At 33.9% G+C, this 18593-nt stretch carries 16 protein-coding genes and 1 riboswitch; of the genes, 5 read left to right on the top strand and 11 right to left on the bottom strand.

The annotated features are described in order from the left end of the window. Positions 1 to 9: 9 nt before the first annotated feature. The 4 genes from thiT to HALSA_RS03585 form a co-directional block, all read right to left on the bottom strand. Entirely contained in the window at positions 10 to 546 is a 537-nt protein-coding gene (gene thiT, locus HALSA_RS03600; protein ID WP_013405255.1) for an energy-coupled thiamine transporter ThiT, read from the bottom strand. A gap of 45 nt (positions 547 to 591) precedes the next feature. Beyond that, a riboswitch (TPP riboswitch) is annotated at positions 592 to 699 on the bottom strand. 80 nt (positions 700 to 779) lie between these two features. Further along, a complete protein-coding gene (locus tag HALSA_RS03595) occupies positions 780 to 1169 on the bottom strand; it encodes an SHOCT-like domain-containing protein (protein ID WP_013405254.1) in 390 nt (129 codons plus the stop codon). 35 nt (positions 1170 to 1204) lie between these two features. Next, on the bottom strand, positions 1205 to 1579 hold the full coding sequence (locus HALSA_RS03590) for a DUF2089 domain-containing protein (protein WP_013405253.1): 375 nt from the start codon (positions 1577 to 1579) through the stop codon (positions 1205 to 1207). 183 nt (positions 1580 to 1762) lie between these two features. Then, the gene (locus tag HALSA_RS03585) at positions 1763 to 3694 is read right to left on the bottom strand and encodes an SLC13 family permease (protein ID WP_013405252.1); all 1932 of its coding nucleotides are present in this window, start codon (positions 3692 to 3694) and stop codon (positions 1763 to 1765) included. A gap of 142 nt (positions 3695 to 3836) precedes the next feature. On the opposite strand from HALSA_RS03585, the gene HALSA_RS03580 reads away from it, so the two are divergent. Then, positions 3837 to 5570, top strand: a complete 1734-nt coding sequence (locus HALSA_RS03580; RefSeq protein ID WP_041595782.1) for a SulP family inorganic anion transporter — start codon at positions 3837 to 3839, stop codon at positions 5568 to 5570. 26 nt (positions 5571 to 5596) lie between these two features. Here HALSA_RS03580 and hydE read toward each other — a convergent pair whose 3' ends face one another. Genes hydE through HALSA_RS03565 form a run of 3 tightly spaced genes read right to left on the bottom strand, consistent with a single transcriptional unit; the run spans position 5597 to position 8389 of the window. After that, positions 5597 to 6649: a [FeFe] hydrogenase H-cluster radical SAM maturase HydE gene (gene hydE, locus HALSA_RS03575; RefSeq protein WP_013405250.1), complete on the bottom strand. Its 1053-nt coding sequence runs from the start codon at positions 6647 to 6649 to the stop codon at positions 5597 to 5599. An 18-nt stretch (positions 6650 to 6667) separates the two neighbouring features. Next, positions 6668 to 8119 (bottom strand): [FeFe] hydrogenase H-cluster radical SAM maturase HydG, encoded by a 1452-nt coding sequence (gene hydG, locus HALSA_RS03570; protein ID WP_013405249.1) that lies wholly within the window; start codon positions 8117 to 8119, stop codon positions 6668 to 6670. Then, entirely contained in the window at positions 8120 to 8389 is a 270-nt protein-coding gene (locus HALSA_RS03565) for a TM1266 family iron-only hydrogenase system putative regulator (RefSeq protein ID WP_013405248.1), read from the bottom strand. It abuts the gene before it with no gap. A gap of 430 nt (positions 8390 to 8819) precedes the next feature. Between HALSA_RS03565 and HALSA_RS03560 the strand changes: the two genes are divergently transcribed. Then, positions 8820 to 10025, top strand: coding sequence for a hypothetical protein (locus HALSA_RS03560; RefSeq protein ID WP_013405247.1), 1206 nt, complete (start codon positions 8820 to 8822; stop codon positions 10023 to 10025). A gap of 81 nt (positions 10026 to 10106) precedes the next feature. Here the strand turns inward: HALSA_RS03560 and HALSA_RS03555 are convergent, their stop codons facing one another. Further along, positions 10107 to 11201 (bottom strand): putative sulfate/molybdate transporter, encoded by a 1095-nt coding sequence (locus HALSA_RS03555; protein WP_013405246.1) that lies wholly within the window; start codon positions 11199 to 11201, stop codon positions 10107 to 10109. 334 nt (positions 11202 to 11535) lie between these two features. On the opposite strand from HALSA_RS03555, the gene HALSA_RS03550 reads away from it, so the two are divergent. The 3 genes from HALSA_RS03550 (at position 11536) to HALSA_RS03540 (ending at position 15033) form a co-directional block, all read left to right on the top strand. Beyond that, entirely contained in the window at positions 11536 to 12495 is a 960-nt protein-coding gene (locus HALSA_RS03550) for a TAXI family TRAP transporter solute-binding subunit (RefSeq protein ID WP_013405245.1), read from the top strand. Between the two features lie 73 nt (positions 12496 to 12568). Further along, positions 12569 to 13099 (top strand): DUF1850 domain-containing protein, encoded by a 531-nt coding sequence (locus HALSA_RS03545; RefSeq protein ID WP_013405244.1) that lies wholly within the window; start codon positions 12569 to 12571, stop codon positions 13097 to 13099. Beyond that, positions 13078 to 15033, top strand: coding sequence for a TRAP transporter permease (locus HALSA_RS03540; protein WP_013405243.1), 1956 nt, complete (start codon positions 13078 to 13080; stop codon positions 15031 to 15033). Before HALSA_RS03545 ends, HALSA_RS03540 begins: the two co-directional genes overlap by 22 nt. 122 nt (positions 15034 to 15155) lie before the next feature. Here HALSA_RS03540 and HALSA_RS03535 read toward each other — a convergent pair whose 3' ends face one another. The 3 genes from HALSA_RS03535 to HALSA_RS03525 form a co-directional block, all read right to left on the bottom strand. Continuing rightward, positions 15156 to 15935, bottom strand: a complete 780-nt coding sequence (locus tag HALSA_RS03535) for a thermonuclease family protein (RefSeq protein ID WP_013405242.1) — start codon at positions 15933 to 15935, stop codon at positions 15156 to 15158. A 54-nt stretch (positions 15936 to 15989) separates the two neighbouring features. Beyond that, positions 15990 to 17207, bottom strand: a complete 1218-nt coding sequence (locus HALSA_RS03530; RefSeq protein ID WP_013405241.1) for a pyridoxal phosphate-dependent aminotransferase — start codon at positions 17205 to 17207, stop codon at positions 15990 to 15992. A gap of 187 nt (positions 17208 to 17394) precedes the next feature. Next, a complete protein-coding gene (locus tag HALSA_RS03525) occupies positions 17395 to 18579 on the bottom strand; it encodes a M20 metallopeptidase family protein (protein WP_013405240.1) in 1185 nt (394 codons plus the stop codon). Positions 18580 to 18593: the final 14 nt, after the last annotated feature.

The raw sequence follows: 18593 nt of genomic DNA, 5'->3' as shown, positions 1-18593 counted from the left end.
TTTAATTTTTTAAGTGTCTAATGTGTTTAAACTTTTCAACAAGATCAAAATAACAATATAGTTAATAATTAAAGTTGGAATTAAAAAGCTTGCATTATAGATTGTAGAATATGCCCAGACATTTTGACCTTCTGGAGCATATTGTGAAAAGAAAATAACTCCTGATAAAATGTGAGTTATCAACCTTGCTCCCCCGGCAACAACAACAGCTACCAGAACATTAAGCGGCTTAATTACTCCATCTTTTCTGATTGTAAAATAGCCAGCAATACCCAGTAACATATATGGCAGCGGATAATCCATTATCAGCTGCACGGGATGAATAATATAGGCTCCAAACATCAACTGTAATAAACCATAGCTAAGACCACTAAAAGCACCTGCACCAAAACCCCAGCGAAAAGCAACAACTAAAATCGGCAGCATTTCTAAACTAATCGAACCACCCTGGGGCATTCTCCAGAGTTTAAAAAAATTCAACACTACAGCTAAGGCGACGGCAACTCCAATTTCTGCTAACATCCGAGTAGAAAATTTGCTTTCCATAGTAAAAACCCTCCTGGTGTGGATTACGAACCGGAGGGTTTAAGGATTTTAAAAATTATTAATGCCTACGCCTGCATTACCAGGATCAGGTCAATGGGTCGATGAATAAATTCATCCTCTCAGCCTCCAGTTCGGACTCCCCAGTTTTTATTTTTTAGTAATTATTATTAATTTCTTTCTACCTGTATTATATAACATAAAATTTCGTAAATCAAATAAAACATTTAACAATTTTACTCAACTCTGATGATTACGGTTTCATCGTCATCATCAACCCTTAATATTTCTTTCTCCTCTGAGAGATCTTCAAAACTTTGACTTAAAGCATCTAAATTGATCTCATTTTCAGCCAGTTTTGCTTTAGCTGATCCTGGAACAAAGTTCAGCATAGTTTTTGCTATCCCCAGTGGTAGCGCAATATTGACCTTTTCTTTTCCTTTTTCATTAACAATAATTCTCAGATGTTTTTTATTTTTCTTTTGAGCTTCAGTTTTACTGCCTTTTTTTTCGATTTGAGAAGTTGAATCAACATCAGCTAAAGCACTTAACAGTTCTTCTGCTTCTTCAGCATTAATTTGGCCTTCCTGCAGCATTTTTAAAATTCTCATTCTTTCTTGATTCATTTAATTCATCCCCTTAGTTTTAATTTCTTAGCTCTTTAAAGTTCTTTTAATTTTTGGGCTGCCTCTGCAGCTTCAATTTCACCAGCTTCTAACATATCCAAAATTTCTTTTCTTTTTTCTTCCTGGTCTTCTTCTAACAGTTCATCTTCATAGCCAAGACTTTTGATAAGCTCATTAAGTTTATTTCTAACAGTAGGATAAGACATCTCCAGCTCTTTTTCCATACTTTTAATATTGCCCCTGGTTTTAATAAAAATTTTCAAAAATTGCTGTTGTTCATAATTTAACTGAAAAATTTCGTCAAGATAAAAATCACCGATTATTCTGGTCTGACAGCTTTGACATTTTAATTCTCTTACAGATAATTTAGCTTCACAGCTAGGGCATTGATCAGGAATTGGATAACTCATCTCTTTCACCCCTCTCTATATTTAATATTATAAACTAAAAATTAATATTTGTAAATATATTTTTAATAAAATTGATTAATTTAATAAAAAAATTAAATATATTTATTTAATAACTTAAAAACCTGGAATAATATTAATTTTAATACCATTCCAGGTTGAATATTCTTTAGATATTTTTTTGATTTAGAATCCCCAAAACAATCTTATCAATAAAGGGACAACTACAGTCAAAATCAACTGTAATGGTGCCCCGACAACAATAAAATCTTTAAATTTGAAACCTCCTGAACTGTAAACCATCAGATTTGTCTGATATCCAACAGGACTTGCAAAGGCAGCACTGGCAGCAAAGGTTGTGGTTAAAACAAAAGCGAAAGGATTTACACCCAACTGCTGAGCTGTCCCAATCGCAATCGGTAACATTAAAAGCACACTGGCATTATTACCGATAATATTTGCCATCAATGATGTGATTAAATAGATTAACATCATAATAAAAATTGGTGGCATTAATGAAGATAGATTTAAGATCTGGGCTGCCAGATAAGAAGCTGTACCTGATTTTTCTATTGCCAGCCCCATCGGGATCAAACCTGATAATAGAAAATATACCTCCCAGTCTATGGCACTAAAAAACTCCTTTTTATTTATACAACCACTAAGAACCATCATAAAAGCTCCACTTAAAGCTGCAATTGCAACGGGAAGCAGATTAAAAGCCACGGTAATTATAAAATAAGCTAAAATAGCAATAGATATATACATTTTTTTGCGGTCAAAAAAGTTAGGATCATATTCTCTATCAATTATAAAGTTACTGTTAGCCCTCATTCTTTCTAAGGTATTTTCAGTAACCAGCATTAAAATCAAGTCTCCTGCCTTAAAGCGGTAATCTGTCATTTTTTGATGGGTTATTTCTTCCCCACGTCTTAAAGCCAGAACATTACAGTCATATCGCTGTAGGAGGTTGATTTCCTCCATGGTTTTATTCACCATAAGCGAGTGAGCAGGGACAACTATTTCAACTAAGATCTCACCTTTTAATGGCTGTTCAATAGATTTACCATTTACTATAAGCTCAGCCATTGTGGTCATACCCTTATTTTTGACAAGTTCGAGCAGAGTTTCCTGTTTAGCTCTAATAATTAGATGATCACCTGGTCTAATAGTTTTGGCATTTAAAGGTTCCATAAACTGCTTGCCATTTCTAATTATTCTAATAATATCATAATCAAGTTCTTTATCTGCTTCAATTTCAGCAACACTTTTTCCCACATAAACACAATCTTCTCCTATTAAAACTTCTGTTAAATAATCCCGCATTTCATATTCATCAGTTAAGTTGGATTCTACATCAAGGCGAGCTGGTATCAACTTATATCCGATAGTTAAAAGATAAAAAACTCCGATAAACAAAACTATAATCCCCAGACCTGTAAACTCAAAAAGATGGAAAGGATGGCCGATAATCCTATCAGAAACCTCACTGGCCAGAAGATTGGTTGAAGTACCGATTAAAGTTACTGTTCCACCTAACATCGCTGTATAGGAAAGAGGAATCAATAATTTTGAAGGAGAAACTTTAGTTTTTCTCCCTAATTCTCTTACCATGGGAATCAAGGCAGCAACCACCGGGGTATTATTGATAAAGCCTGAAGTTGAACCTGTCAGAGCAGAAATTAAGGCAATTTGCCTTCTGGGATTACTACCCGTTATTTTAGAAATTTTATCACCTAAAAGCTGTACAGCTCCACTTCGCTGAATACCTGCACTAAAAACGAACATCGACATAACTGTAATTGTAGCAGAATTACCAAAACCTGAGAGTGCTTCCTCAACGGTCATATTACTTAAATTGATAAAAAAGGCCAGGGCAATAGGAACCAAAACCGCGAGCATACTTATCGGCATGGGCTCCCAGATAAATAAAGTTACTAATACAGCTATTAATAGCATTATAAAAATTATACTGGCATTTAATTGACTTTCTGGTTCAGCCAGTTCTCCATTATTTTCAAAATTTATATCCTGGGCCAATATATTAGCAGAAAATAAACTGCTTAAAATTAAGATTATTAATAAAACAAATAACACCTTATTCTTAAGATTAAACATTATCTCCCTCCTAGCAATTCTTAAAACCATTTATTTATATTTTAACAAAAAATAGAGGATATTTCTAGATTATTATTGAATCTTAACAGTATAGCTTTTAAACTATAAGCAAAGATTTTTCAAAGGCCGGGAGGTGGATGTGATGGATGATTTAAGAAAAAAAATTGATAGCTTAAAACCTGACATGATTAGTGGTTTAACAACGGCCACGATTGCACTTCCACAAAATATGGCTTATGCTTTAATTGTTGGTGTTAATCCAATTTATGGTATATATGCTTCGATTTTTTCGATGTTAAGTGCTTCTATCTTTAATGTCTCTAAATATATGATCGTTGGTCCTACAAATATGATGGCTGTAGCACTTTACAGTAGTTTAAGCAATTTTCAGGGAGATAATTATCTGGAAGTAATATTTTTAACCACCTTTTTGATCGGTTTATTTCAGTTTTTGCTTGTCAGTTTAAATTTAAGTGAGCTGGTTAAATATGTTTCACATCCGGTGGTAGTAGCTTTAACCCATGGGGCTGCAGTTTTAATCCTATTCAGTCAGATAGAAAATTTTACCGGTGTCACTGTATATGGGAACAATGTTTTGACAAAAAGCTGGCAGTTTATATCGAATCTCTCAGAAATAAATTATTTAAGCATAATAATTGGCACTATTACTATAGCCCTTATCTATATACTACCTAAATTAAAAGAAAATTTGCCTGAATATCTGTTATCAGTTATCATTATGACAATTATTACAAGTTTAAGTGGTTTAAATAATTATGTGCCTGTGATTGGTGAAATACCCCGTCGGATTATTGATTTTAATATTGTTAATTTTGATTGGGGGATAATAGGTGAAGTTTATACAACTGCTTTTTCTATCGCCTTACTTGGTTTAATTCAGACCATGGCTGTTTTACAGGCAGTTTCCTTAAAAACAGAAGAAACTGCAAATTTCAAAAGGGAGTTTAGAAGCCAGGGACTTACCAATATGATAATCTCCTTTTTCAGTGGTTTTGCTATTTCTGCTTCTTTTTCAAATACTTTTGCCAATTTAACTGCTGGAGCTAAAAATAGGATATCACAGTTTTTCTGTGCCCTATCAATAATAATCTTTATCGTCTTTTTAAGACCTTTAATCTCATTCGTTCCAGTTCCTGTTCTAGCTGGATTGGTTATTGCAGCTGCAATCTCTATTGTTGATATTAAAGAAATAATAAAAAATATGAAAACAACAAAGGGAGATGCAATAATCTTTTGGTCAACTTTTTTAGCAACTGTTATCCTGCCAAATCTTGATCAGGCAATTTATTTTGGAGTTTTTGTCTCACTTGTAGTAGTACTGCAGATTTCCAAAAAAGCTGATATAGATATGCTCTATTATGATAAAAAAGAGAGTGATAAAGGTTACCATCTCCACCATGTCGAACATGAAGATAGTGATAAATCAAAAATTGAAAGCAAACAAGCAAGAGTAATTGATCTTAAAGGAGCAGTTCATTTTAGTGCTGCTGATGACCTCAAAAAACAGCTGGAAGAATTTTATACTAAAGATACCGATTATATAATTAGACTCCGCAATGTCTGTAGAATAGATATTACGATCATTAGAGTCTTAGAAGAATTTATAGATAAAGTTCAAGCTGGAGGCTCAGAGGTGATCTTAACCGGAGTTAATAAAACAATCATTAAAATACTAAGAAGATTAGGCATTGCAGAAAAAATTGGAGAGGAAAATATCTTCCAACCCGAAAAAGAATATTTTGCTTCAACAAATAAAGCCTTAAATATGAGTACAAGCTATAATGATAAAGATAAAACAAGCCAATGTGAAAGCGAAGAAGACGAAAGCGAGAAAAATGAAAGTGATAAAAATTAAATATTTAGCAAAAAAACTGGCTTTAATCAGCCAGTTTTAATTTTTCGACTATCTCCCCGCTCTGTACTTACAAAACGTCCTAGAGAATTAATAATTCCACCTATACACTGTCTGCAGTCAGCTGCTTGTTCTTCAATACAAATTTTAGCTGGATAGATTTCATATTTACGACGGTATTTGCTATCTGTAACATTAGGCATCACAACATTTGCTCCAGCCTGAAGGGCTTTTTGTCTGCCAAAATCATCTATAGTACCTAAAGCTGTTGTAGCAGGAATATGGGTCAACTGCAATAATAAGCGGCTTAATGCATTAAATTTTAAGGTCATTTCTAAAGTTCCCTGCCTGCTGTTTTTTAAAGGTGTGTTTTGATGAGGGATAAAAGGACCAGAACCGACCATATCAACATCAAGTTCTTTTAATAGTGATAAATCCTCAGCCAGGGTTTCTGCATTTTGGCCCGGCAGACCAATAATTACCCCACTACCTGTTTGATAACCTAGATATTTTAAATACTTTAAACTTTCAATTCTATTTTCAAAACTCATTCCGGGATGATATTTTTGATAAAGTTTTTTATCTGCTGTTTCATGTTTTAAAAGATAGCGATCTGCCCCAGCTTCTTTCCAGAGTTTATAGACTCCAAAATCACGTTCACCCAGACTAAGTGTTACAGCAATATCATTATTATGTTTTATTTCTCTTATAATTTCCGCTATTTTTTGAGCTGGATAATCGTCTTCTCCTGACTGAATAACAATGGTCTTATAACCCAGCTCAGCAGCCTGATTGGCTGCAGTTATGATTTCTTCCTTCTCAAGCTGATAGCGCTCTAACTCACTGTTGTCTTTGCGAAGCCCACAATAATGGCAGTTTTGTTTGCAGTAACTAGAAATTTCTATGATAGCTCTTAAATGGACTTCATCTCCAAATAATTCTTTGCGTTTTTGATCAGCTTTTTTTATTAAATAATCAAGTTTAGAAAAATCCTGTTCTAATAAATATATTATTTCTTTTTTACTTAAATTAGCTTCAGCAGCTGCTTTATCAACCAGCTCTTTTATTTTTTTATTTTTCATTACAACACCTCTTTAAAATTATAGGTAAAGGTCATGTTCACCATCAGCAATCGCCTCAAGTTTTTGAGCAATATTTGCTGCTAATTTAGAATTATCTTTTTTCAGTTCTTCCATTAGATTACTTATACACTGAGTTCCATGATTGATGCTGCTTTCCGTTCCATAATCTTCAAGATATTCTTTAAAGGTCAACATTGCATTAGGACGGCAAAATTCCTGGATTTTACCAGGTTTAGCCAGATCCATAAAGTCCTTTCCTGTTCTTCCTAATCTGTAACAGGCAGTACAAAAACTAGGTATATAACCATCTTTGGCTATACCGGTAATTATCTCATCAATAGGCCTTAAATCATGGAGTGAAAACTGGGCCAGTTCTTCTTTGTTTTTTTCTTTTTTTTCATAACCACCTGGAGTTGTTCTTGAACCAGCACTTATCTGAGAAACACCATGGGCAAAGAGCTCATTTCTCATTTCAGTGCTTTCTCTGGTGCTTAAAATCATGCCTGTATAAGGAACTGCCAGTCTTAACACAGCTACCAGTTTGCGAAAATCAGCATCAGAAAGCGGATACGGAACTTCAGTTAAAGGACTACCACTGGCAGGATTTAAGCGGGGAACCGAAATAGTATGGGGACCAACTCCATATTTTTTGTCAAGATATTCTGCATGTAAGAGCAGGCCGATTACATCAAATTTATAATCATAGAGACCAAATAAAGCTCCAATTCCGAGATCATCAATTCCGGCTTCTTGGGCCCTATCCATCACTGAAAGCCTCCATTCAAAATTACTTTTGGGGCCAGATGGATGAAGCTCAGCATAAGCCTTTCTATTATATGTTTCCTGAAAACAGGTATAGGTTCCAATCTCTGATTCTTTTAATTTTTTGAAGTCCTCTGTACTTAAAGGAGCAATTTCAGCATTAATTCTTCTTATTTCTCCTCCATTTTCAGTTTTTACAGAATAGGCAGTTTTAATACTTTCAACTACATAGTCTAAATCTGTATTTGGTGCCTCACCGGTTAAAACCAAAAGCCTTTTATGGCCTTCTCTTTCTAAAGCTTCAACTTCATTTATAATCTCTTTTTGACTTAATTTTTTTCTTGCTATATCCTTATTCCCTTTTCTGAAACCACAGTAAAGACAGTCATTAACACATTGATTGGCAAAATATAAAGGGGCAAAGATAACAAGTCGTTTACCATAAATTTTCTCTTTGACCTTTTTGGCTGCATTTAAAAATTGATTGATCATCTCTTCATCTTCAACCTGCAGTAAAGCTGCTGCTTCCTGGGGGGTAATTCCATTTATTTTTAAAGCTTTAGCAATAATTCTTTCAATTTCTTTTTTGTCAGGCTTTTTAGCAGAATCTAATATTGACTCTATTTTACCGTCTGTTATATAATCACAGACTTCTGTTCTATAATCTTCACCAAAATCCTCTTTAAAATAATTTATCTGCTTACTCATTTATTCTCCTTCCTCTTCTATTTCTACAGAAGTTAAGGCTGATTTTAAATTTACACCTTTAAGATTACCCAATTGACCGGTAAGAGCACCGATCTCATCTGGAGTACCTTCTACAATTAAAGAAATCATCGATAAATTATGTTCTGCAGAAGGAATACCCATCCTACCAATAATAATTTCAACATGTTTGCTTAAAATACTATTAATCCTGTCCCCTACCTTTTCTCGCTGTTCTACTACAATACCAACAACACCAATTCTTTTTTTCATTAAATTCACCTCATAAAAATATTTTAAAAACAAAAAACCTGCCAAAAATAGGCAGGGTAAAATTAGGCATAAAAAGATCCCCTCCCCTGATTTTTAGGCTAAACCCCTTAAATTCAGGAAGTGCTTAATTATTATATCCTTGGAGACAGCTTAGTAAAATTTAACTAACCCGGCAGCTCAAATATTAAATTTGAGTTAATTATACACTAAAATTAGACTTTGTTCAAGTTTTCACTAATAAAATAAATCTTTTTTGTTCTTTAAAAAATGTTTTGAAAGCTAATTATTATTCCTGTTTTCTCAGCTTATCTAAAGCTTTATTGATATCTGTAACAAAATTAATCATAAAAGTTAAATATTTACTTATAAATTAAATAAAAAAAGGAAAAATTTACTTTATCGTGAATATATTCTTAAAGGGGATGATAATATGAAAGAAAAACATCTATTTCAAAAATATATTTTAGTTTTTTCTCTAACAATCTTAATTGCTTTTATGTTTTTTGGGCAAGTGTCTGCCAGCCAAAACGAAATAGAAATACCCAGGAGCTTTAGAATTCAGTTAACAATGGGCATCAATAGAGTACCTAACTTAAATACTGTTCAAAGAAATAATCTAATTAATGAGATTATACATATGATAGAAGAAAAAAATATAACAATAGAATTTGTAGAAAATTATTTCGATAGTCATGATATGCAAAATAAAAATGCAGAAAAAATTATTCAAGATTTTAATCAAGAGATAATAAACAATTATGATGAAGCTGATTTTAACACAAGACAATTAAGGGTCAAAGCAAATTATAGGGTTGATTTGACAAATTATCATCCTGAAACAGGTCAAATGCACTGGGTACCATCAAACAGACTGGGTTATCCGATAAAAACTTTAGATGAACTTAAAGCACTTAAAGGTAAGCCTGAAGAATTAAGAAATGAAATTACAACCTTATACGAAGCACTGGCATATATTCAAATATCTGATATGCAGCTTAGTTCGGGAAATAAAACGACAATGGAAGAATATCGCAATTATTTAATCTCATGGCAGTTTCCAGCTCCTGCTGAATATACAATAGAAAAAAATCATGCTAATTGTGCTGGTATGGCTAATTTAATAACCTATTTACTTGAAGATAATTATGATGAAGTTGGGACAATTTGGTATAGCAATAGTTATATTTTAGGTGATAGACGAGGTGGCCATCTAATTAATTATATAAAACATAATAATAAATATTATGTATTTGATGGCCTCCCCTATATTATGGAACAAGAAGTTTATTCTTCACCAGAAAATGGTCAAACTTATTATGAAGGAAATTCATTAGGGGTAATCCATGAAATAAATATTGATGAATATGGTAATCCTGATTTCAATCCATTCATTGATATGTTGACATATTTCAACCCAAATATTGCTCACATGAGCCTAATATCAGAAACAAGATTACCAGCTATAGGTACAAAAACAAATGTAGCAAATAAATACAGAGAAAATTATCTTGCTAATACTATAAGAAATAATCAATTTGAACAAATTTATCAAAACCCTAAAGACCCTCGAGAAATAACAATTCATGAATTTAATTCAGATATACCAATAGAATACAGAGATTATCCACCATATTAAAAATTATGTTTGACATAAGATAAAGATTAAGCCCAACTAAACAGCAACTATAGTTTAGTTGGGCTTTTGATAGAGAATAATTCACTCTGCCTGCTGCCTGAAAAATCTACTTAAAATTATAAAGGCTAACATAACTAGAAATGCTATACCTATATCAGCAAAAAATGCGATTACAGCTGTGCTGAGGCTTAGAAGTGGTCTATTGCTCTCTTTACCTGATTTAAGCATCTGCAAAGCAGAAAAAACGAGCAGAGCTCCTAAAACTCCATAGGGAAAAAACTCTAAAAGCTGAGGTGAGGCAAAAAACAGACCCATTATTAAGATAATAACCCCAGAAATTATATTTGAGCCTCCGGTTCTGGCTCCAAAGCGGTACTGAGCAGCCAGTCCGCCTGAACCATGACACATCGGAAAAGCACCAAATGGACTGAAAAAAAGACAGTAAAAACCCATAGTTTTAAGCAGCTTTTCTTCAGGTACTTTTTTAGCAAAAAGGTCATCGATGATCAACGAAGTTGCCAAAACTGCATTGGCAATAGTTAAAGGCAGTTGTGGAAAGACTCCCCGCAAAAGTCCGGGCAGCCATGCTTCTGCTGGTGGAATATATAATTGAGGTAGATCAGCAATATGAATTGGAATATAGCCCAACTCCATAAAACCGATTAGCAAACCTAAAGCTAAAACAAGCAGAGAAGATATATCTTTAAAGGGTAGAAAAATAAAGGCAATGATCACTGCAGTAGCGATTAAACCAAGGTAAAGATCGCCCACTATAAAGACTACGGCCTGTTCCAATAAAATAAAGCTTAATCCCAGCTGAATACCTCTTATCAACCACTCAGGTATTTCAGATTTAAATCTGGACATCCAGCCTGTATAGCTTAAAATAAGTAAGATTATCCCCATCATCATTGCTGCACTAACGATCTCAGCCTGACTCAATCCACCGGCTATAGCTACAGCACCGATAGATTTCATTGGTTCTACAGGCATCGGCAGCTTATAATATAAACCGGTTATTATGTAGGCGATACCCATAAATAAAAGTATGGGACCTAATTCCATCCCACTTATTACTGCCACAGCCATAATAATTGGAAAAAGGGTCCCAAAATCTCCAACAGCTCCTGCAGTCTCTTCTGCTGTAAAACGAAAATCAGGCCATTTCTTCTGCATATCTTTCACCTAACCTTTGTCTTTATTGACTAAAGCTTAACTAATGTGAATTATATTATAGAAAAATAGATAATTCAATTAAATCCAAAGCTTTTTGTTGATTAATCATTAATTTTTTGGGCTTTAATTTTCTTTCAAAACTGTTTAAAAAGCATCCATCAATTTACTTAGTAATTATCCATGAATACTGCTATACTCTTGTTTTCAAGAGCTAATCGCAGCTGTCAAAACTTGCTTTTTTCACAAATTTGTTATAAAATATTTATGGAGATGTTTATGTTAATTTTTCTCTGATTTTTAATTATCATAATTTCGAAGGGAGTAGATGTAATTTATGTTAAAAAGCAAAAAGTTTTTAGTGATTTTAGCAGTTTTTATGATTTTAGCAGTTGTGCTTAGTGGTAGTATTGCTGCCCAGGGAAGAACTTTCCTCTCAATTGCTACTGGAGGAACGGCTGGAACATATTATCCAATTGGAGGAGCTATTGCTTCTGTTTTCAATAATAATATTGAGGGTATGAATGCTTCAGCTCAGTCTACCGGTGCTTCTGTTGAGAATGCACGTTTGATTTACAATCAAGAAGTAGAAGTAGCAATAATCCAGAATGATATAGCAAGTTATGCTGTTGCTGGAGAAAATCAATTTGAGGGTAATCAAGTTACTAATATGAAAGGTATCACCGCTTTATATCCTGAAGTAATTCAAATTGTTGTTCGTGCCGATGCCAATATCGAGACTATGGAAGATTTAAAAGGCAAAAGAGTTGCTGTTGGTGCTCCAGGTAGTGGTGCTGAAGCTAATGCAAGCCAGATCTTAAACCTATTTGGAATAACTTATGATGACATTAATGAAGATTATCTTTCATTTGGAGAAGCAGCTGGACGTCTTAGTGATAGACAGATTGATGCAGCATTTTTAACAGCTGGTATTCCTACCGCAGCTGTAATGGATGTAGCAGCAACACAGGATATTGAACTCCTTGAGTTTAGTGATTCTGATGTAGAAAAAATCAATGAAGAATTACCATTCCTAACTGGAGTAACAGTTCCTGCTGGAACTTATTCTGGTGTTGACAATGATATACAAACTGTTGCTTTACAGGCTATCTTAGTTGCTGAAGCTTCATTATCTGATGAAGTAGTTTATGATATGACTAAAGCAATATTTGAAAATCGCCAGAGTTTAGTTGATGCTCACTCAAGAGCAAATGATATCACACTTGATACAGCTCTAGAAGGAATGACAGTAGAATTACATCCTGGTGCTCGAGCATACTTTGATGAAGTAATGTAAACTAAAATCTAAAATATTATAGATTTTAAAGGAGGATGACCGGGTATTGCAAAATACCCGGCTCTAATTTGTTATGTTAGAAAAAAATACTTTTAAATTAATTTTAATAATCCTGGTTTTATTTATTTTTTTTACTTTATTTTATTCTCTTCAAAATGAAGTTACAATTTTAAGAGTAGTTGAAAGTAGAGATGAAAATTTAATCTGGGAAAGAAGAATTATAAATAAAAATAGCTTTGTTATTAAGTACCTTCATTCTGTAGCTAAAACAGAAGTTAAAGAATTCTTTGAAATTAGAGATGGAGAAATCATTCTCACAGCAACTGAATACCAATCTTATGGAGCAGGTCTTCCTGTCAATACTAGAGGACAATATATTTTAAAAAATGATAAATTTATTATTAAGGATATTGAAGAAAAAATAGATAATCTTTTGTTAAGGATTAGTGATAGTTCTCAACATGAGTTGATATATCTGAATAAAAGATATCCTCTCTATGAATTGGCTGGCACTAATACTTTAATAGAATTTAGGACTGAAAAATTAAGCTATTTTCAATTTTTGACATGGGAGGTTAAAAAATGGCTGAATCAGAAGAACTAAAATTAAAAAATGGACATCTTAAAGAAGATGAACTACTAAAAAAATATGATCCCAGTACTGACTACCGCAGTTATACTGGTATTGCAGCAATTATAGTGACAAGTATTGCTGTATTTACTTCACTTTTTCATCTTTATACAGCTGGTTTTGGAGTTCTTTTAGCTCTTAAACAAAGAGCAACTCATTTAGGTTTAATGTTTACCTTAATCTTTTTACTCTATCCAGCAATAAAGGGAGAAGAAGATAATAAATTTATCTGGGGGCTTGACCTATTATTTGTATTGGGAAGTATAGCAGTATCTTCATATATTATTATTAATTATGAAGTTTTAGTTAGAAGAGCAGGAATGTTTACACAACTGGATAATATAATGGCTGTTTTAGCTATAATTATCGTATTAGAAGGTACTAGAAGAGTAATTGGTCCAGAATTACCGATTATTTCAATACTTTTTCTAGTTTATGCCCGTTTTGGACCTATGATGCCTGGAATGTTAGGCCATCGTGGTTATTCCTGGACAAGGATTGCTCAACATATGTATTATACAACTGAAGGTATTTTTGGTATTCCTCTTGGAGTATCATCTACTTTTATTTTTCTCTTTTTACTTTTAGGAGCTTTTGCCAAAAGAACCGGACTGGGAGATTTATTTATTGATCTCGCTATGTCTTTAACCGGTAGAACAACCGGTGGACCTGCTAAAGCTGCAGTTGTTTCCAGTGGTTTTATGGGTTCGATTTCAGGAAGTTCTGTTGCTAATACAGTTACTACAGGTTCATTTACGATCCCATTAATGAAAAGAGTCGGATATAATTCACAGTTTGCTGCTGCTGTTGAGGCTGCTGCTTCAACTGGAGGACAGATAATGCCACCGATCATGGGAGCTGCTGCTTTTATAATGGCAGAATTTATTGGTGTGCCTTATGTAACGATTGCAAGAGCAGCTATTCTACCAGCATTATTATATTATATCTCAGTTGGTATAATGGTTCACCTGGAATCAAAAAAGCAGGGTTTAGAAGGAATGGCTCCAGAATTAATTCCAAAGTTTTTAACTGTTTTAAAAACTAGAGGACATATGATAGCACCATTGATAGTAATTTTTTATTATCTATTTAGGGGTTATACGCCTTTAAGAGCAGCTTATCTTGGTATTTTAGTTTCTTTTGCTTTAAGTTTTCTAAAAAAAGATACAAGGATGAGTTTAATGGATTTAATTGATACACTTAAAGAAGGGGCAATTTCTGCCTTAGGAGTTGCTGCAGCCTGTGCAGCAGTTGGTTTTATTGTTGGTACTACTACTTTAACCGGGCTTGGACTTAAGTTTACCAGTCTAACTGTTGCTTTATCAAGGGGCAATCTTTTTCTAGCATTATTCTTTACAATGGTAGCCTGTACTATTTTAGGAAAAGGCCTGCCTACAACTGCAACCTATATTGTTTTGGCAACAATGGCGGCTCCTGCTTTAACTAATTTGGGAGTTCCTATTTTAGCCTCACATTTATTTGTACTTTATTTTGGTGTTATAGCTGATCTTACTCCACCAGCTGCTTTAGCTGCTTATGCCGGAGCTGGTATTGCTGGTTCAAACCCACTTAAAACAGGGCTCACGGCAGTTAAACTAGCTGTGGCTGGTTTTGTGGTTCCTTTTGTTTTTGCTTATTCACCCTCAATGCTCTTAATTGATGCAACTATTTTTCAGGTTGTTTTAATTGTTATAACTTCTATTCTGGGAGTATTTGCACTTTCAGCAGCAGTGCTTGGTTATTTGAATAGAAAAGTAAGTAATGTTGAAAGGCTTGCCTTAATCCTGGGTTCTTTAGGACTTTTAGTACCAGGTTTGACGACTGATTTTATCGGGGCAATTATAGTTGCATTTATTGTTTTCCTTCATTACAAAGAGGAAATTAGTGTCCATCAGGCTGCAGCTTAATTTAAAGAAATACTTCTAAAGAAATTTTTCGAAAAACCAAAAGCCCTTTCAGCACAATTAAGTGTTGAGAGGGCTTCTTTATTTGCTAAAATTTAATTTTTAAAGTTAATAAATTATTAGTTTTAATATTCAACCATAATATAGTGAGGATCACTAACAATAATCTGGGGAGCTGATTGATATATTTCAATGGTTCCCAGAACTCTAATCCTCTTATCTTTTAAATACTGATCAGGCTCATAGGCAAATTTATTCAGATTACGATTAAAGATCACTATTGAAAGTGTGTTATGATAGTCATCAGAAAAGTTTAAATAAGTCACAGCATCTGTTTTAGCAGTATTGACGATTTCTCCTTCTACTATAACCTTCTCACCTATAAATAACTGAGCTGTCTGATAATCAAGCAGTGGTAATTTTGAACTAAATTCTTCCACCTTATTCCAGAGTCCTTTTTGAGCTCTTCTGGCTTCTTCTGCTGCTTTTTTAAACTCTGTTTCATATTTATTATTGGGCTCAACGATCATTAAGGTAGCATAACCATTTTCCAGTAAGACCTGGTTAAGATGCAGCCCATTTAAATAAACATAAGCTAGAAGTCGTCCATAGTGATCTTCTTTTTCTTGATCATATTTAAGCCTAACATTTTTAGCTTGAATTTTTTGCTGAAGATAATCTCTTGCCTCCCAGCCATAATATTCGGCCTCATTATTATCCCAGTCAATTTCTGGGGTATCTATGCCGATAAATCTGACCGATTCACCATTGGCTATTCTAATCGTATCTCCATCAATAACATGATTTATATAAACCTCTTCAAGACTTTCCTCTGTCAGATAATAATATGAACCCGATATTATTAGCGCTATTAAAATAACAGCTGTTAGAGGCTTTTTCAGCATTAAAATCATCCTTAACTTAATTTTCTAAAGGCTCTTAAAGATCAATCTAATCGACTATGATTGAGAATAGTTACTTAGAAATTTCTTTAAACGTCCTAGAGCAATTCTTAAATCTTCTTCAGCAGGTAAAAAAACGATCCTAAAATGATCTGGTTTTGGCCAATTAAAGCCACTACCCTGGACCAATAATACTTTTTCCTGGGTTAAAAAATCCAGGATAAACTTTTCATCATTTTTAATATTAAATCTTTCTGTATCTATTTTCGGGAATAAATAAAGTCCAGCTTCTGGTTTTACACAGCTTAACCCTGGAATATCTGTTAGCAGATCATAGGCAAGATCACGCTGTTCTTTTAATCTTCCTCCGGGTAAAACAAGATCTTCAATACTCTGATATCCTCCCAGTGAGGTCTGAATTGCGTACTGAGAAGGAACATTACTGCAGAGCCTCATCGAAGCCAGCATGTTTAAACCTTCTATATAACTTTTAGCATGATATTTCTGGCCACTCAGCATCATCCAACCTGCTCTAAAACCTGGTACCCGATGAGACTTAGAAAGCCCACTGAAGGTTACAACTAAAACTTCATCAGTCATAGTTGCCACTGAAGTGTGTTCTGTCCCGTTATAAATTATCTTTTCATAAATTTCATCACTGTAAATAATCAAATCATTTTCCCTAGCGATATTGATTATTCCCTGTAATATATCCGGTGGATAATTAGCACCTGTCGGATTATTGGGGTTAATAATCACTATCCCCTTTGTTTTTTCATTAACTTTATTTCTAATATCATCTAAGTCAGGATACCACTTTGCTTCTTCATCACAGAGATAATGAACCGCCTTGCCACCTGATAAATTCACTGCTGCAGTCCAAAGTGGATAATCAGGTGTAGGAACTAAAATCTCATCTCCATCATTTAAAAGCCCCTGCATTGCCATAACAATCAACTCACTGACTCCATTACCAATAAAGATATCATCCATCTCTACATCTAAAATACCTTTATTCTGATAGTACTGCATTACTGCCTTGCGGGCCGGAAAAATTCCATGGGCATTACAGTATCCCTGGGCATTTTTTAAATTATACATCACATCATGAATAATTTCATCTGGTGCATCCAGGCCAAATGGTGCGGTATTACCAATATTTAATTTGTAGATATTATAGCCTTCTTCTTCCAGTCTGGTCGCCTCTTCTAAAACAGGTCCCCGAATATCATAACAAACATTTTGTAACTTTTGAGACTTTTTAATATAATCCATCTTTTTTCCCCCATTTTTACTCAATACTCTCTACTCGAGCTACTGCTAATAATTAAATTCTTGTTAATAATTGATTATATCAAACTTTTTAGCATCTAGCAATAGAAAATCGACTCTAATTTAGAGCCGATTTAAGTAGAATCTTAATATATTAAATGTGAATTTAAAAACAATTTTAATTTTTAGCTCAGGCCTCAAAATAATCTAAAGCTGCCTGGGCCATAACCGCCACCCCGGTCTTTAGAACTGAATCATTAAACTTAAAATCTGATTGATGATGGTTTACAATCTCCCCCTGAGGAGCGATCCCAAGATAATAGAATACTGCTGGTACTTCTCTACCAAAATAAGAAAAATCTTCTCCACCCATCTCAGCTTTTTCTTTTTTTCTAACCTTTTCTTTACCAAGAATCTTTTGAGCCGCTTTTTTAATAATATCTGTCATCTTTGGATCATTAATTACAGCTGGATAACCGAAAATATATTCAAGTTCATATTCAGCTCCATATATTTCACAGATGTTTTTAATTACACTTTCCACATATTCAGCCAATTTTTCTCTGATATCTTTTTTTAAAGAACGGACAGTTGCCTTGATTTCCACTTCATCAGGAATAACATTATGGGTTTGACCGGCCTCTATTTTACCAACCGAAATAACTGCTGACTCAAGGGGATCAATTCTTCTGCTAACTATATTCTGTAGAGAAGAGATAATCTGGGCAGCAATCGGAATAGGATCAATTGTATTATGAGGTCTGGCTGCATGACCTCCCTTACCAATAATTTTTAAATTAAAGCGGTCAGGTGAAGCCATCAAAGGCCCACTTTTATATTCAACAATTCCTTCTTCAGTACTTCCCCAGAGGTGTAAACCCATTGCAGCATCTACTTTAGGATCTTCTAGAACCCCTGCTTTGATCATGCCTTCAGCTCCACCGCTGGTTTCTTCACCAGGTTGAAAAATAAATTTAAGATTACCATTAAATTCTGCTGCCAGTTCTTTTAAAACCATGGCTGTACCGATCAAAATAGCAGTATGACCATCATGACCACAGGCATGCATTACCCCTTTATTTTTCGATTTATAGTCTAAATCATTTTTTTCTTCTACCGGTAAAGCATCCATATCAGCCCTGATCAGAAGTGTTTTTGCATCATCACTATCACTATTTAAAAAACTTGCACAAACTCCTGTACCAAAGATATTTTCTTCTACTTTAAAACCGAGTTTTTTCATCTCATCTGCAGCAAGGTTAGCTGTTTCTTTTTCTGCAAAAGAAAGTTCCGGATTTTGATGAATTTGATGTCTAATTTCTATAATTCTATTTTCAATTTCAGCTGCTTTTTTTAATATCTTTTCTTCTCTCATTTTTTTCACTCCTC

It is taken from the genome of Halanaerobium hydrogeniformans, assembly GCF_000166415.1.
In the GTDB taxonomy this organism is placed as follows: domain Bacteria; phylum Bacillota; class Halanaerobiia; order Halanaerobiales; family Halanaerobiaceae; genus Halanaerobium; species Halanaerobium hydrogeniformans.
Note: the sequence above shows the minus strand (reverse complement) of the source record. Positions and strands in the feature narration are given on the sequence as shown.

Coding starts and splice junctions, on each gene's coding strand:
- HALSA_RS03565 (WP_013405248.1), bottom strand. CDS start 8,389: ATGAAAAAAAGAATTGGTGTTGTTGGTATTGTAGTAGAACAGCGAGAA.
- hydG (WP_013405249.1), bottom strand. CDS start 8,119: ATGAGTAAGCAGATAAATTATTTTAAAGAGGATTTTGGTGAAGATTAT.
- HALSA_RS03555 (WP_013405246.1), bottom strand. CDS start 11,201: ATGCAGAAGAAATGGCCTGATTTTCGTTTTACAGCAGAAGAGACTGCA.
- HALSA_RS03530 (WP_013405241.1), bottom strand. CDS start 17,207: ATGGATTATATTAAAAAGTCTCAAAAGTTACAAAATGTTTGTTATGAT.
- HALSA_RS03585 (WP_013405252.1), bottom strand. CDS start 3,694: ATGTTTAATCTTAAGAATAAGGTGTTATTTGTTTTATTAATAATCTTA.
- HALSA_RS03525 (WP_013405240.1), bottom strand. CDS start 18,579: ATGAGAGAAGAAAAGATATTAAAAAAAGCAGCTGAAATTGAAAATAGA.
- HALSA_RS03540 (WP_013405243.1), top strand. CDS start 13,078: ATGGCTGAATCAGAAGAACTAAAATTAAAAAATGGACATCTTAAAGAA.
- HALSA_RS03595 (WP_013405254.1), bottom strand. CDS start 1,169: ATGAATCAAGAAAGAATGAGAATTTTAAAAATGCTGCAGGAAGGCCAA.
- HALSA_RS03590 (WP_013405253.1), bottom strand. CDS start 1,579: ATGAGTTATCCAATTCCTGATCAATGCCCTAGCTGTGAAGCTAAATTA.
- HALSA_RS03545 (WP_013405244.1), top strand. CDS start 12,569: ATGTTAGAAAAAAATACTTTTAAATTAATTTTAATAATCCTGGTTTTA.
- HALSA_RS03560 (WP_013405247.1), top strand. CDS start 8,820: ATGAAAGAAAAACATCTATTTCAAAAATATATTTTAGTTTTTTCTCTA.
- HALSA_RS03550 (WP_013405245.1), top strand. CDS start 11,536: ATGTTAAAAAGCAAAAAGTTTTTAGTGATTTTAGCAGTTTTTATGATT.
- HALSA_RS03580 (WP_041595782.1), top strand. CDS start 3,837: ATGGATGATTTAAGAAAAAAAATTGATAGCTTAAAACCTGACATGATT.
- thiT (WP_013405255.1), bottom strand. CDS start 546: ATGGAAAGCAAATTTTCTACTCGGATGTTAGCAGAAATTGGAGTTGCC.
- HALSA_RS03535 (WP_013405242.1), bottom strand. CDS start 15,935: ATGCTGAAAAAGCCTCTAACAGCTGTTATTTTAATAGCGCTAATAATA.
- hydE (WP_013405250.1), bottom strand. CDS start 6,649: ATGAAAAATAAAAAAATAAAAGAGCTGGTTGATAAAGCAGCTGCTGAA.